Annotated in this window: 12 protein-coding genes; 11 read left to right on the plus strand and 1 reads right to left on the minus strand. The window is 56.7% G+C overall.

Annotated features, from left to right (window positions below):
• The first annotated feature begins 109 nt into the window (after positions 1-109).
• The 11 genes from HDE79_RS18815 to HDE79_RS18865 all read left to right on the plus strand — a co-directional run bounded on the left by HDE79_RS18815 (position 110) and on the right by HDE79_RS18865 (position 14,056).
• The gene (locus HDE79_RS18815; RefSeq protein ID WP_184604326.1) at positions 110-2,497 is read left to right on the plus strand and encodes a transcriptional regulator; all 2,388 of its coding nucleotides are present in this window, start codon (positions 110-112) and stop codon (positions 2,495-2,497) included.
• Between the two features lie 870 nt (positions 2,498-3,367).
• On the plus strand, positions 3,368-4,126 hold the full coding sequence (locus tag HDE79_RS18820; protein WP_184604328.1) for an STN domain-containing protein: 759 nt from the start codon (positions 3,368-3,370) through the stop codon (positions 4,124-4,126).
• Positions 4,127-4,138: 12 nt separating this feature from the next.
• Positions 4,139-4,684, plus strand: coding sequence for an RNA polymerase sigma factor (locus HDE79_RS18825; RefSeq protein ID WP_184604330.1), 546 nt, complete (start codon positions 4,139-4,141; stop codon positions 4,682-4,684).
• 4 nt (positions 4,685-4,688) lie between these two features.
• Positions 4,689-5,696 carry a FecR domain-containing protein gene (locus HDE79_RS18830; RefSeq protein WP_184604332.1) on the plus strand — a complete coding sequence of 336 codons (1,008 nt, stop codon included), beginning with the start codon at positions 4,689-4,691 and terminating at the stop codon, positions 5,694-5,696.
• A gap of 631 nt (positions 5,697-6,327) precedes the next feature.
• The gene (locus HDE79_RS18835) at positions 6,328-7,938 is read left to right on the plus strand and encodes a ShlB/FhaC/HecB family hemolysin secretion/activation protein (protein ID WP_221440252.1); all 1,611 of its coding nucleotides are present in this window, start codon (positions 6,328-6,330) and stop codon (positions 7,936-7,938) included.
• Between the two features lie 53 nt (positions 7,939-7,991).
• The gene (locus tag HDE79_RS18840) at positions 7,992-9,803 is read left to right on the plus strand and encodes a MotA/TolQ/ExbB proton channel family protein (protein ID WP_184604334.1); all 1,812 of its coding nucleotides are present in this window, start codon (positions 7,992-7,994) and stop codon (positions 9,801-9,803) included.
• An 11-nt stretch (positions 9,804-9,814) separates the two neighbouring features.
• Positions 9,815-10,219: a biopolymer transporter ExbD gene (locus tag HDE79_RS18845; RefSeq protein ID WP_184604336.1), complete on the plus strand. Its 405-nt coding sequence runs from the start codon at positions 9,815-9,817 to the stop codon at positions 10,217-10,219.
• Positions 10,220-10,234: 15 nt separating this feature from the next.
• Entirely contained in the window at positions 10,235-10,912 is a 678-nt protein-coding gene (locus HDE79_RS18850) for an energy transducer TonB (RefSeq protein WP_184604337.1), read from the plus strand.
• A 63-nt stretch (positions 10,913-10,975) separates the two neighbouring features.
• Entirely contained in the window at positions 10,976-12,730 is a 1,755-nt protein-coding gene (locus HDE79_RS18855) for a putative porin (RefSeq protein WP_184604339.1), read from the plus strand.
• 52 nt (positions 12,731-12,782) lie between these two features.
• A complete protein-coding gene (locus HDE79_RS18860) occupies positions 12,783-13,367 on the plus strand; it encodes a hypothetical protein (protein ID WP_184604341.1) in 585 nt (194 codons plus the stop codon).
• Positions 13,368-13,444: 77 nt separating this feature from the next.
• Positions 13,445-14,056 (plus strand): OmpH family outer membrane protein, encoded by a 612-nt coding sequence (locus HDE79_RS18865; RefSeq protein ID WP_184604343.1) that lies wholly within the window; start codon positions 13,445-13,447, stop codon positions 14,054-14,056.
• A gap of 164 nt (positions 14,057-14,220) precedes the next feature.
• On the opposite strand, the gene HDE79_RS18870 is transcribed toward HDE79_RS18865, so the two are convergent.
• Positions 14,221-14,382, minus strand: a complete 162-nt coding sequence (locus tag HDE79_RS18870; protein ID WP_184604345.1) for a hypothetical protein — start codon at positions 14,380-14,382, stop codon at positions 14,221-14,223.
• Positions 14,383-14,620 lie beyond the last annotated feature (238 nt).

Genomic DNA, 14,620 nt, shown 5'->3' on the forward strand with positions numbered 1-14,620 from the left:
AACCGGCAAGCTTGCGTTCGAGCGTGGCGTTCTGAATATTCAGCCCTCAGGCTGAGCCTGTATCTTGCATCGCTGAAATGGCAAGCCCTTCAGGCCTATGATTCACCGCATGGAAGCCAAGATTTATAAGTTCGGCGATTTTTGCCTTAACCCTGTTGCCAGAGAGCTGAGCCGAGATGGCGAGCCGCTCTTTGTCTCTGCGAGCGCTTTCGATTGCCTGGTTTATCTCATCGAGCACCGCGAGCGTCCCATCGGAAAGGACGAATTGATTTCCGCAGTGTGGGGACGTACTGACGTAAGCGAGAATCTCCTGGCCCAGACCATCGTCCGCTTGAGGCGCACGCTGGGCGATGTCGGCAATGAGCAACAGCGCTGTATAAAGACCATCGCACGCGTTGGTTACCGCTGGATGCTCGATACTACGGTTACTTTTGATGCGCCGGCTTCGGTGAAACATGATTCGGGCGTCGAACCATATGGCCTCGTTTCGGAAGCTGCGGGTGACGTGGATGACGATGACGCGATCGGTATTTTGCCGCATGTGAGGCCAGTCCGTCGTTACCTCTTTGTTGCTTTGATTCTCGCGCTCGTTCTTGCTGCGGGCTACGCGGGAGAGCAGAGGCTTCGCCCAAAAGAGGCTCAAGCGACTATTCATTTCAACAAAAGTGCGGCGATCGTGCTTCCCGTGGAGGTCAATGCACCCGAAGATTGGAAATGGCTGCATTTCGGCTTGATGGATCTGATATCGACAAGACTGCACGAGGCAAAGATTCCCACAGAAACCAGTCAAGCCGTATTGGAACTACTTAAAGAGCGCGCTGATGCTTCGGGTGAAGGGCTTTCTTCATTTGCTTTAGTGATACGTCCACATGTCGAATTGGCAGGTAATCGCTGGCGTGTTCATCTGGATGCGAGGAGCCAGGATGGACATATATGGCGAGCTGAGTCGTCATCCAGTGATGTATTGGAAGCGTCTCGTGCTGCCAGCGATTTGCTGCTTGCACAGCTTGGCTACGCTGCGGGAGCGAGTGGGCCGCGTGTTGCCAGTGACTCGCAATTGGAATACATGCAGCGCATCGATGCGGCAAGGTTGGCCGGCCAACCATATGCCGCGCGCGAACTGATAGATATGGCACCGCCCGACCTGCGTAACAAGCCGGAACTTGCCTACACGGTGGCTTCGCTCGATTGCGATGAAGGGAAAAAGGACTCGTGCGAACAACGCCTGTCGACCTTGTTGAAGCAGTTAACCGATAAAAAACAAGAGCCCGTCTTGCGTGGGGAAATCCTGACAAAGCTCGGAATGATTTACAGCGATAAAAACCAAGACGTCGAAGGCGAGGCCAAACTCACTGAAGCGCTGCATACGCTGCAGGAGCAGAAAGACACTGAGGCGCTGGCGAACGCTTATTTGGATCATTCCTATGTGGAACAGATGCTGTGGAGATTGGATGATGCGACCTCTGATCTCGGCCGGGCCCGCGTTAACTACGCGTTGTCGGGCGATGCCGTAGGTGCCGCCAAGGCGGATTTCGAGATGGGACTTCTCGCTGAGCGCCGAGCACAGCCCGACGCGGCGGTATCTTTGCTGCAGAATGCTTATGACCAGTTCCATGGAATGGGCATGCGATCCATGTTGCCGTCTACATTGGATGGTTTGGCATACGCGCAGCAAATGCTGTTGAAGTTCACCGACGAGTTGGGCACGACGGATCGCTTCTGGCCCGTGAATGAGAGAGATTTTGGATTCATCGACGCGCCGATGCGCCGCGAATTAACCATGGTGCGTGCTATAGCGCTGGCCGATAACGGACGAACATCCGAAGCCGCTACATTTGGTGAGCTGATCGTCAACGAAGCAGATCCCAAGAACGATGCCGCACAGATTGCCGAGACAAACAAGTTGCTCGCCAGGGTGGCTCTGGACCAGGGAAATAACGAGCGCGCAGCGTCATTGGCTTCGAAAGCGCTGACGCCCGCATTAGCGGAAGGCGATCGGCGAGATTACGCAGAAACCTGGCTTATTCGGATATCTGCCCTTCAGCGTGCAGGTAAGGCCGATGAGGCCAAGCATGACGTCTCGGCCATGGTCGAGTGGGAAACCCACTTATCGGTGAAGGACGATTGGACCCACATCTATGTGATACGCGCGATTGCCGCTCAGTACTGGATCGAAGGGAATCATGACAAGGCTGTCGAGCAGTTCAAGCTGGCCATGGCATCCGCGGAGAAGCTGGGTGTACCAGAAGTTATTGTAAGTGTCGGTAAATCCTACGCGCTGATGCTCCTGGACATCGGGCATCTCGATCAGGCTATAGCAGTCAGTGGCAGTCTTTCCATGTGGAGTAATACGGATTGGCGCGCCGCCTGGGTTGAGGCACGTGTATACCAGGCGCTAGGCCAAACATCTTCCTGGGAGAAGTCTCGGAATAAGGCTGAACAGCTTGCGGGTGATCGATTACTGCATGTGGGTGCGTCTTCTGACTATGGGCCGTAGCTTAGCGCTAGGATGCACACAACACCGCTTGATTTTGGCAATGTGGAATGGACGAGACATCGACAACGAGAACAAGCACATAACGCTACGTATTGAGCAGGGTAGAAGCCACACGCCGATTCTCTAATGCCACGGCAAATGGACTGCTCAAGACAAGTATCTTGGCCTATGAGGCGATGCCGCTTTGAATCGCGTTGGGTTACCGTGACCGTGCAGAAGGCAGTCACCGAAAATTTCGAACTGTCTCATCGATGCCCCAAGCTCGTACCACATGGCAGTTGTTTCATCGGTGACCTGTCTTCTGCGCTAGTTAGCTGGAATTGCGGATGAGGGGAGGGTGTTTCCGGCCTAGCCCTCCCCTTAGAGGTATCGCACGCATGTATTCGCACCGTCGCTGGAAGTCGTAACTCTTGTAGCAACGTCGTAGGTTGGAATATGCCTAGCGGCGTATCTGCCGATTGCCGTGCTGCCGGCTTGAAACATGCGACTTAGCCTGTCGCGTGTTCACCCAGGTTACGCTTCGATGTTTGCGATCAGTGCAACTGAGTCGGCGTGAACAATGGCGTTGGCGAAGACGCGTTTCATAGTCGAGTCACGCGACTCGCCTCAGGCATCATAGTCTCCCTGGACGCGATAGACGGCTAGAACTCGGAACGAGCTGTCGCGTATTGAAGGACTCGCACCGATCCCGATTTTTGGCAACGTTCTGATTGGAGGATTCAGTACGAGGCTGGACGTCGACCTGATAAGCCAGCTTTCAAACGCTGACGTCTTGTCGCCTGTCTTGGCGCATCGCCAGAAGCTTCCAAGTATCGTCACCCCATTGTCATATCGCGCACTTAACCTGTCAGTTCCGCTCGGAGAGGGGATGTGGCGCGTCATCGCGTAAATAAGAGTGCAGCCAAACAATTTCAGCACAGACTGATGCTGTGTCTTGTTGGGCTGATGCTTTCGGAAACATGTTTGGCATACCAGGCATTGCCGTATCAGGTTCCTGGGTGGGACAAAAAAAACCAAATCGAGAAGGTGAGTTTCAACATCCCGCCGCAGCCGCTTCTATCCGCGCTCAGGCAGTACAGCGAAGTCACCGGACAAGCGGTATTGTTCGATGATGCAATGACCGCTGGGGTGCGTTCCAAAGGAGTGCTCGGAGACTTCAACAAAGTGGATGCATTGCTGAAAATACTGATAGGGACCGGTCTCACAGCAAGCTATTCTTCCGATCAAGCTTTCACTCTGAAGGTGGCTGATCCGGCTGTTCACGCCAGTCCAAACAGCGCATTGGGTCAACTCGATGTTGTCGCAGAAGGCAGTGAGAGCATCATCAGCCACTATGCGGCACGAATACAGAAACCGATCGAGTTGGCGCTCTGCCGGTCTCCAGAGACGCGCCCAGGAAATTACCGCCTCGCACTGCAGCTATGGATAGCCGCCGATGGCCGCGTGAAGAAGACCCGCCTATTGAGCGTGTCAACCGAGGCGCGTAGCGCTCAGGTTGTGAGAGCGTTAGAGCAACTGACACTCGACGCGCCTCCCTCGACCATGCCAGAACCATTGACCGTGCTGTTGATGCCACGAGGCGCTGCGTCGGGCTTGAGTTGCGCTACAACCGACCACGCAGTGCAGTAGAAAAGAACTGTCATGGAGCATTCGCCGTTTTCGTTGCTTCGCTTGTTCCTCGAACAGCGCTCCGAACTGCGGCGGCGCCTCAAGTATCGGCTCGGTTCCGATGATCTCGTCAACGACGCGTTGCAAGAAACCTATCTGCGCATTGAGCGAATGGGGGACAGTCGAGCGGCACTCAGCAATCCGATTGGTTACCTTTTCCGAATGGCACTTAACGTCGCCGCGGATCAGCGTCAGGTCGATGCACGCTATTTGACGGGGAGCGAGGTGGAAGAATTGCTGAACGTTGGCGCCGAAACCCTGGATCCCGCGCGGATTGTGCACGCACAGTTTGAAGTGCACGCGCTGGAAAAGGCGTTGAGAGAGCTGAGTTCCCGTCAGCGGGAAATTCTGACCGCAGCGCGGCTGGACGACGTTCCGCTGAGTGAGCTTGCGCTGAGGTTTGGCATTTCCGTGCGCATGGTTGGGAAAGAGCTGAGAAAGGCACTTTTCCATTGTGGGCAGCGGCTTGATCGAAAAATCACCCAACGGTTCGGTCCCGGCGCTGGAAAAGAGTCTTAGAAGCATGAAACTGTTCGATAACGTCCCCAACCACGGAGCGGGCCTGCGTCGCGAAGCGCAGCGTTGGCTTTTGCATCTGAAGTCGGACATGGTCACCACAAAAGACGCGCGCGCATTTGAGCAGTGGTGCGCGCAAAGTCGCGCCCATGTGGAGGCATTCGCCCAGACCCGACGTCTTTGGGAAAACCTTGGGCCCGCTGCGCAAGCGGTGGCTTCGAGTGAGGCAGCGCAAATCGCTACCTCTGTCACTGCCATCTCGGCGGTGCCGCGCATGCAGCCTAGGCGAATGACGCGCCGGGCCTTTCTCGGTGGCGCTGTAGCCGCCTCGGCGGCGCTCCTCCTGGTGCGACCGCCGTTGCAACTGTGGCCATCGTTATCGGACATGTCTGCGGACTACCGCACCGGCACGGGCGAGCAACGGCAGGTTGAACTGAGTCCGGGCCTGATCGTCGTGATGAACACGCAGACCACGATGAATTTGCGCAAGGCCGCAGGACATGCCGTTGGCCTCGACCTGATCAGCGGCGAGATCAACATCAAGACCTCCGGTGCAGCGCAAAGTCAATTCACGGTTTACGCCGGCGGAGGACGCGTGCAGGTATCTGGGCAAACACAATGCAATATTCGCTGTACGGGATCGCAAGTGCAGGTTACGGGTCTGGATGGCGTGACAACACTAGAGTATGGCGGCAAGCGCGCATCTCTGATGGCAGCACAGCGCGTGGATTACGGTCGCGGCGGAATGGACGCATTGAGCCACGCCGATACCGATCTGACCATGGCATGGCGACGACGCGTGCTGATCTTCGATGGTCAGCCGCTCTCGGATGTCATCGAGGAAATCAATCGTTATCGCCCGGGAAAACTCATTCTGGCAAACGATCGCTTGGCTGCACGAAAGGTTCAGGCCAGATTTTCGCTCAACCAACTCGGCGACGTCGCCGCCTTGATTCATGACGCCTATGGCGCCAGCGTGATCGAACTGCCCGGCGGCATCGTCGTCCTCAGTTAAGTCGTACCGGGAAGGCCAAATCTTTCTAACTGTATGACGCTTTGATGTCTTGAGGCGTCGTTTGCGCTTGGATTGGTGTCGGCAAATTAAATTTTAATGACACGGTTCAGTCGTACACGCTGTCATCTGTCTATCCATGCAAGGACGATGACTGGAAGGCATGGACGCCTGGTACAGCCAGCAAATACACCGCGAACGGTTCGACGACTGCGTGGGGATCCTCTATTTGATCGTGGGGCGGCATTGCGCCGGCCCTCAAGGGTAAATGTTGCGTGGCCAATCGAATCAGAAAAACCAGGCGCGTGAATGGATCACTTACCACATGCGGAAATGAAGCTGCGCGATCGTTATGGGCATCAACGCCGTTTGGTCGCAGGATATTTTTGTCGATCACTGAACACCCGTGCGCACGGAATGGCCGCGCAGCAGTTCAGGCCTTGAGCGGCGATTACGGCGCATCGCCAACCCATCTGCGGGGTTTTCAGGGTACTGCTGCCAACACCGATTCATTTGATGTTTTGAGTCCGACACGTGCTTGTCGTGATTCGGTTATCTACCTTGCGCTAGCTTCACCAAGTCGCTTTGCACATGGAGCTGAATCAATGACTCAGGATCAGGATCAGGGCGAGGCATGAGCATGCGGAGGGGAATTTATCCATGGGTTGGCGTGCGTTGCCCGTTGGCGCTTGCCGTCGCGTTTTTGCTGCCTGTTTACGCCACGGCGCAGGATGCAGCAAAAGCTGTGCCGACGCCGGCACCGTCGACCTATCAGATCAACGAATATCTGGTGCGTGGCAATACGTTGCTCGGTGCCGTCGATATCGAAAAAACAGTCGAGCCTTTTCTTGGTCCAGGACGCAGCATGACGGATGTACACGCCGCGCGCGATGCGTTGCAAAAGCTGTATCAGTCGACCGGGTATCAATCAGTCGTGGTGGAAATTCCGCCACAACAAGTGAAGGGTGGTGTCGTTTTGTTGAAGGTCTCGGAGAACGAGATCGGTCATGTGCGCGTCGTTGGCGCCAAATATCATTCGCCACAAGCCATTCGCGACGCGGTGCCTTCGCTCGCCGAAGGAACGGTGCCTAATTTCACCAACGTTCAACAACAATTGACCGATCTCAATCGACAGCCTGGACGGCAAGTCGTTCCGGTACTCAGTCCCGGCAGCCTGCCACAGACGATGGATGTGACACTGAAGGTCGATGACAGCAATCCGCTGCATGGCAGCGTCGAAGTCGATAACGACCACAGTGCCGATACGCCCGATTTGCGCACGATCGCCAACATCCGCTACGACAATCTTTGGCAGCTGGGCCATACCATTTCGGCGTCGTATATCGTTGCGCCGCAGGATCGAAGCGCGACGGAGGTCTATGCGCTCTCCTATTTGGCGCCACTCAGCAGCGACTGGAGTTTGCTCGGTTCGGGATATAAGTCCAACAGCAATGCCAACACATTGGGCGGTACCACCGTACTGGGCAAGGGCGAAGCGTTCAGTTTGCAGGCGACCCTGCAGTTGTCAGCACTGGGCCAATACACGCAATCGGTGTCGTTTGGCGTTAGCCGCAAGCACTTTGACCAGAACATCACGCTCGGCGGCGAGACTGAAAAAGCGCCCCTGACCTACGTTCCGCTGACGCTCGCTTATACCGGTCAACATGTTGGCGAAAAATCGACAACCGGCTTCACCCTTGCCGGCAATTTCGGCTTGCGCGGGGCGGGAAGCGAAAACTCGGCCTTCGACAATCAACGTTTCAACGCGCGCGACAACTTCGCGTACCTGCATGCCGACTTCAATTACTCGCGCCTATTCACCGGCGACTACTCACTGGTCACGCGTTTCAGCGGTCAAGTGGCGGATGCGCCATTGGTATCGAGCGAACAATTTGCCGCCGGTGGCGAAACCACCGTGCGCGGTTACTTATCAGCCGAAGAGACCGCCGATACCGGCGGCGTCGGTTCCGTTGAACTGCGCAGTCCATCCATCAATGCATGGTTGGGTAGCTTTGCCAACGATTGGCGCTTCCATGCCTTTTTCGATGGCGCACACCTTCAGTTGATCGATCCGCTACCGGGACAGCGCGGGCGCTTCACGCTGCTGAGTACGGGCGTTGGTACGCGCTTCACCGTGTTTCATTACTTGGATGGCCAAGTCGAATACGCCTATCCGCTCAGAAATGGCGTGCAGACCAAGGCGCATGACGGGCAACTCCTTTTCAGCGTCAAGGCTGGGCTCTAAGAAGTCTCGACACCGTAAATACATCGCCACATTCGGACAGAGGTTCACTGACCATGCGTTACCTGATCTTTGCATGCGCGCTTTTTCTCGCGCTGATGCCGCGGCTGAGCACTGCAACCGACACGTCGTGGTGGAACGACGATTGGTCATATCGCAAACCAATCACGATTGACACCACGGCGAAGGGAGCGGACCTGGCCCAATCGGCGGGCCGTATGCCATTGCTCATTCGGCTGCATCCGGGCAACTTCCAATTTGACGGTGTGACAAAGACAGGAACTGATCTTCGCTTTGTCGCCAGTGACGGCAAGACGCCGCTCAACTATCAGATCGAAAGCTTCGACCCGGTCATGGGTGTGGCGCAAATCTGGCTGGATGTTCCCGAACTGCCGGCCAGTGGTCAGCAAACCGTATGGATGTATTACGGCAACGACAAGGCACCCGCGCTGAGCAGCGGAGCGGCGACGTTCGATGCCGACTACACGCTTGTGTACCACTTTGACGATAAGACTGGCACTGCGCCGAAAGACGCGACCGCCTATAGCAACAACGTCGTCGGCGGAACTCCTCGCATTGTTGATGGCGGCGTCATCGGAAGCGCTGCGCGTTTCGAGGGGTCAACTGTGCTGACACTTCCGGGTAGCGCGTCGCTGAACACGACGCAAGGTGGCAGCTTCACGTTCAGTGCCTGGATCAAGCTTGACGCGTTACCAACCACACAGACGTTGTTGTACGGCCATCGACAGGACGGTAAGGCACTCCTTATCGGCATCAACGCCGGCGCGCCTTTCGTTGAAGTGGACGGTGATCAGCCGCAGCGCAGTGTCGCGGGCACTCCACTGAAGCCTGCGGTGTGGACCCACCTTGCCGTCACTGCGAACGGCAACGATGTCGTGCTGTATGTCGACGGTAAGCGCTACGCCAATCTGTCCGCAACGTTGCCCGCATTGAATGCCGGCGCGACGATCGGCGGTGACCTTGCCAACGTCAGTACAACTGCAGTGCCTTACGCCTCGTTCGTGGGTCAGATGGATGAGGTCAGACTTTCGCGTGTCGCGCGTTCGCCGGTTCTCATCGCCGCCGATGCACTTTCCCAGGGCGCTGAATCAAAGCTGGTTGCTTATGGTGAAGACGAGAAGAAATCTGGATTCGGTTTTGGCTACTTCGGCATCATCGTCAAGTCAGTCACGGTCGATGCGTGGGTGGTCATTGGCGCACTGATGATCATGGCCCTGATCTCCTGGGTGGTGATGTGGCAGCGCGGGCGTTATGTGTCGCTGGTATCTAACGCCAACGATCGCTTCCTGCGCCGTTTTAGAGAGCTCGGTGGCGATCTGCTGGGACTTGCTGACGGAAAGGTGACCCCGAGTGAGCAGCGGGGGCTCATGGGTTCCTCCCTTTACCGACTGTATGAAACCGGCGCCAAAGAAGTGTGGCGTCGCCGCGATAGCAATGGCCGACTCGTGATCGCAAGCGAGTCCATCGAGGCCATTCGGGCGGTGATGGATTCGACGCTGGTGCGCGAAAACCAGGCATTGTCGCGTTCGATGGTGATGTTGACGATTGCCATCTCCGGCGGTCCCTTCCTCGGCCTGCTCGGCACGGTCGTCGGCGTCATGATCACGTTCGCCGCCATCGCCGCCGCCGGTGACGTCAACATCAACGCGATCGCGCCAGGTATCTCTGCCGCGTTGCTCGCGACGGTAGCCGGCTTGTTCGTCGCGATCCCTGCGCTGTTTGGCTACAACTATCTGTTGACGCGCAACAAATCAGTGACCGCGAACATGCAGGTATTCGTGGACGAGTTCGTTACGCGCCTCGCGGAGCTTCACCGCGCCATCGATCAATCCACTGTTGATGGTTAGGAGAAACGCACATGCGAGCCCAGGAAGAAGACAAGCCCTACGACGACATCAACATCACGCCGATGCTCGATCTGGCCTATGTGCTCTTGGTGATTTTCATCATCATGACTACTGCGGCGGTGCAAGGTGTCAAAGTCAATCTGCCCAAGGCTAGCGCGTCCGTCAGCCTGGCCAAGGCGCAGACCAAGGCGATCACGGTGTCGGAGAGTGGACAGATCTTTCTGGACGCCTTTCCGGTGACGATCGATGAGCTGGAGCAGCGGCTGCGCCAGCAGAAGGCGCTCACGCCGGATTTCCCCGTCATCGTCAAGGGTGACTCGAATGTCCAATACCAGAAAGTGGTGGACATCCTTGACCTGTTACGTCGCCTCGATCTCTCGCAGGTCGGGCTCGTGACTGGCAAAAAGTCCAACTGACCCCGGAGCGCTGTGATGTATGAGTCCGGGTATCCAGAGCAATCGCGTTGGCGCCAGTGGCGTGGGCGCATCATCGCGCTCGCTATGGTGCTTGTTGCAGCGTGGCTGATCTGGACGTTTGCCCGCCATCAAGTCGGCGTTCGCAAAGAAGCGCCGCGCATCGCAACGATTACGCCGTTGCCGCCACCGCCTCCGCCGCCCAAAGAAAAGCCGCCCGAGCCCAAGAAGCTCGAGGAAGTCAAACAGGAGTTGCCCAAGCCAAACGAACCGGCCAAGCCGGTCGAGGCGCCGAAACAGGCACCCGATGTCGCCAAGCAAGTGAGCATCGATGCACCGGCACAAGCAGGCAACGACTCGTTCAACATCGCTGCCGGCGACGGTGGCGGCATGGTCGGCAGCAATGGCGGCAGTGGCGTGGGCGGTTCGTCCTACGAGCAATATTTGGGCTACGCGCTGCAAGAAGCGATTCAACGCGATGACCGCACGCGAAGGCTGATCTTTGACGTGCACGCGAAGCTATGGCTCTCCGCCGATGGCAGTGTTACGCGTATCGAGCTGATCAATTCCAGTGGCATACAGGCCACCGATAACGCGCTACTCGACGTACTGCGTAGCCTGCACATCGACACACCACCGCCGCCAAGCCTGAGCATGCCGGTGCGCGTTGCGATGCGCGGCCATCGACCGGGATGAATACAGCATCGCCCCACTTTTCTCATTTAGCACGATCGCCGCGCAACCGTATTGGAGAATCTGATGAAGTCTAAAATTGCCGCCCGAGATCCCCGACGTCTACGCCGGGGATTGCTGTGTCTATCCGTCGGCCTCTTGCTGAGTGGCGCAGCTCTTTCGGTCTTCGCCCAAGATGCCGCCGCGCCGTCGCCAAATGCAACGGTCAATCTCATTCGACTCATGGTGAAGCGAGGCTTGATCACCCAGGCCGATGCGGATGGCTTGCTTGCGCAGGCCAATACAGAAGCTGCACAGGCACGCAGCGCTGTTTCTGCAGCGCCCCCATCCGATGGCGCGCAGCCGGGTGATGTGCGTGTTGCATACGTGCCGGAAAGTGTGCGCAACGAAATACGCGATCAAGTCAAGCAAGAAGTGGTTGCGCAAGCCAAGACCGAACATTGGGCCACGCCTAACGCGATACCCGAATGGCTCGACCGTATCAGTTGGTATGGCGACGTGCATGTGCGCGACGAATCGTGGTTTTACAGCCGAAACAACTCCCCGTACTTCATCGATTACGGTGCGTTCAATCGCAATGGCCCGTTCGACATCAACAGCATCACGCAGGGCGCGAATCCGCCCATTCTCAATTCCCAGCAGGATCGCCTGAATATGCTGCGTCTGCAGGCTCACCTGGGCGTTGCAGTGAAACTGGGCGATACGGTAACCGCAGGTGTTCGCATCGGCTCGGGTAGCGACGACAACCCGGTGTCCACCACACAGACGTTGGGCGGCGGCTTGACCAAGAAGGACCTTTGGTTGGATCAAGCCTGGATTCGCTGGCAGCCCACCGATTGGGGTTCGCTCACGGCTGGCCGTATGGCGCAGCCATTTGTGGTGTCGGATCTTATTTATTCGACTGAGCTGAATTTCGATGGCGTTGCAGGCCACTTCGATCTGCCCTTTACGGATAGTCTCAACTCGTTCGCAACGGTCGGCGCATTTCCTATTGAATACACCTCCTCTGACTCACCGTCGGAGGCATTTGGTTACGACAAGAACGTAAGCAATGAAAAGTGGATGACGGCCGCTCAAATAGGCGCGACATGGAAGATCGATAACGATACCCAATTCAAGTCGGCGCTGGCCTACTACTACTTCGATCACATGCGCGGCGAGCTCTCTTCACCGTGCGCCCTTTACACCGGGATCAACTATTGCAGTACGGATGACACCGCGCCGCAGTTCATGCAAAAGGGCAACACGGTCTTCTTGATTCGCGACATCATCCCGGACCCTTCATCGCCAAGCAATTACGCACAGCCGCAGTTTGTCGGCCTCTCTTACAACTATCACGTTGCCGATTTCTACAACCAGCTCGACTTCAAGTTAGGTGAGACATCGGTCCGTCTCCAGGCAGACTATGCACGCAATATGGCCTACCACGAAAGCGACGCTTTGAATCGGTATCCCGGTGGCTTGGGCCAACCCATCAACAACTATCAAAGCGGTGCAACGGCAACCACTCAGGGCCCCTACAAAAGCGGGCCGGTTGCGTGGTTGGTGCGCGGCATTGTCGGCACGCCGCATCCCATGGCAGCCAACGAATGGAACATCGCGCTCGGCTACAAGTACGTACAGCCCGATTCGATGCTCGATGGTCTGACAGACGCGAACTTCGACCTTGGGGGCACCAACAACAAAGGCTTCATTTTCACCGCCGACTACGGCATTGCACCGCGTACCTGGTTATCGGCTCGCTATTACGATGCCAAGCAGGTGTACGGCCCACCCTTGGCCATCGATGTGTTGCAGATTGAGCTCAGCACAAAATTCTGAGGATCGAATGATGAAGCGCTTCGTGATTTCATTAAGCATCCTATGCTTGCTGATGCTTACACATTCCGCCACGGCCCAAACCCTGGAGGAGCAGTTGCGCGGCCAACTCAGCGACACACGCAGCCAGCTGCAGAATCTTCAGGACCAACAAGCGCAATGGCAGGCGCAGAAGGCTACATTGGAGCAGGAGCGCGATGAGGCACGCAAGGCGTTGGTGGCAACGAAAAATGAGCTGGCAAGCAAGCAATCACTCGCCGGGCGCGACGCATCGGAACTGACTCGCGAACACGCCGCGCGAGCGGCAGACGACGCAACGTTGCAACAACAACACCAGACACTTGCTCAGTTGAAAGTGCAGATGCAAGCGCAGGATGCAAGTGAAGCCGATCTGACCAGCCAATTGAAAGTGGCACGAGGCCAGGTAACCACATGCACCGCGAAAAACGTCCAGCTATACAAGGTGGGTAGCGAAATTCTCGATGCGTACAGTCATATAAATGTGCGCACGGTTTTATCCAGCCGCGAGCCGTTCGCTCAATCGTCGCGAGTCAAGCTGGAAAACGCGGCGCAAGGGTATGGCGATCAGCTGTACGAACAACGCTACGACCCCAATGCGGTGAGTACGAAGAAGCCGTGATGACACCGTTGTATGGCAACGACTCAAAGCGCATTTTTGTTCACTTATTCAAACCAGTGTTTCCACGAGGGTATGCCATGCGTTTCGATATCACTTTGTTGATGGTTGCCAGCGTAATTTTGGGCAGTACGTCGGTATCGCCTGCGCATGCCCAGAGCAGCGCGAGCCAATCATCAAGTGGTCCGGCCGTCGCAGGGGTCTGTCTGTTGTCTCGCGAGGCGATATTCGCCAATGCCAAGATCGGCAAGGCAGCTTCCGCGCGATTGAAGCAAATTTCCGATCAGGCGCAGGCCGAGCTCGATGGAGAACGAAAGCCGATTGATGCCGACGTACAGGCTTTCCGTTCGCAAGCTGCGTCGCTAAGCCCCGACCAGCGTCAGACGCACGAGCAGGCCTTGTCGCAACGTGTACAGACGATGCAGGCCCATGCCGCCACGGTCACCAAGCAAGTAGAAGCGACGCGCGTGAAAATACTTGCTCGCATCGCGCAGGAGGCGCAGCCGGTCATCAATAGCGTTTATCAAAGCAAAGGTTGCGGCTTGTTGCTCGATCGTAACGTTGTGCTGGGCGGCAACATGTCGAACGATTTGACGGCAGCCGTCGTGCAGGGTGTGGATGCGAAAGTCACGACGATCTCGTTCGACCTGGAAGCACCGCTGACAGGCAACAACACGCGTTCGTCACCCTGATTCGAACCGAGGCGGTATCGGCGATGCGGATTCACGTCCACATACTGTACCTACTTTGTGCGGCAGCGGCACCGGCAGTCGGGCAGGTCGAGCCCAGTGTCGATGTGCCGCCAGGCGTCGCTGCGTCGTGCGTAGACGTGAGCGTCAATGGTCACCAAGCGCTGTCATACGATTGCCTCAATCGTCGGCTGATCCCAGCGGAAAACAGATCGCCGACCCGTCAAGCGAGCGAACTGGACGCCGTGACGCGCGAACCGAGCAATCGCCAGGTTGGGCAGTTTAATTTTTCTGCGCTCAGCAACCGGATGGGAAATCAGCTCGGCCATTCAGTGACACCACAGCGGCCACCACCAGCGCCGCCGCCAACAACGTTGTTTGGTTTTCCGATTGGCGTTCATTAGACGTGAATGCTGACTTCCTATTGCCACAAATTCGCTCATGGCGCGGCGTCATGCGAAACCGGTGTGAAACGAAAACGACAGTGCACATTAAATTTTGATGACATGGTTCAGTCGGTGTCGCAGACATCGGTCTAACCGCCGAAGGCTTGGCTTTGTGTTGTGC

It is taken from the genome of Rhodanobacter sp. MP1X3, from assembly GCF_014207165.1.
Classification (GTDB): Bacteria; Pseudomonadota; Gammaproteobacteria; order Xanthomonadales; family Rhodanobacteraceae; genus Rhodanobacter.

What these genes read in the sequence shown, in the direction of transcription:
- HDE79_RS18850 (WP_184604337.1), top strand. Translation starts at nt 10,235, where the DNA reads ATGTATGAGTCCGGGTATCCAGAGCAATCGCGTTGGCGCCAGTGGCGT.
- HDE79_RS18825 (WP_184604330.1), top strand. Translation starts at nt 4,139, where the DNA reads ATGGAGCATTCGCCGTTTTCGTTGCTTCGCTTGTTCCTCGAACAGCGC.
- HDE79_RS18865 (WP_184604343.1), top strand. Translation starts at nt 13,445, where the DNA reads ATGCGTTTCGATATCACTTTGTTGATGGTTGCCAGCGTAATTTTGGGC.
- HDE79_RS18855 (WP_184604339.1), top strand. Translation starts at nt 10,976, where the DNA reads ATGAAGTCTAAAATTGCCGCCCGAGATCCCCGACGTCTACGCCGGGGA.
- HDE79_RS18815 (WP_184604326.1), top strand. Translation starts at nt 110, where the DNA reads ATGGAAGCCAAGATTTATAAGTTCGGCGATTTTTGCCTTAACCCTGTT.
- HDE79_RS18835 (WP_221440252.1), top strand. Translation starts at nt 6,328, where the DNA reads ATGAGCATGCGGAGGGGAATTTATCCATGGGTTGGCGTGCGTTGCCCG.
- HDE79_RS18830 (WP_184604332.1), top strand. Translation starts at nt 4,689, where the DNA reads ATGAAACTGTTCGATAACGTCCCCAACCACGGAGCGGGCCTGCGTCGC.
- HDE79_RS18840 (WP_184604334.1), top strand. Translation starts at nt 7,992, where the DNA reads ATGCGTTACCTGATCTTTGCATGCGCGCTTTTTCTCGCGCTGATGCCG.
- HDE79_RS18870 (WP_184604345.1), bottom strand. Translation starts at nt 14,382, where the DNA reads ATGGCCGAGCTGATTTCCCATCCGGTTGCTGAGCGCAGAAAAATTAAA.
- HDE79_RS18845 (WP_184604336.1), top strand. Translation starts at nt 9,815, where the DNA reads ATGCGAGCCCAGGAAGAAGACAAGCCCTACGACGACATCAACATCACG.
- HDE79_RS18860 (WP_184604341.1), top strand. Translation starts at nt 12,783, where the DNA reads ATGCTTACACATTCCGCCACGGCCCAAACCCTGGAGGAGCAGTTGCGC.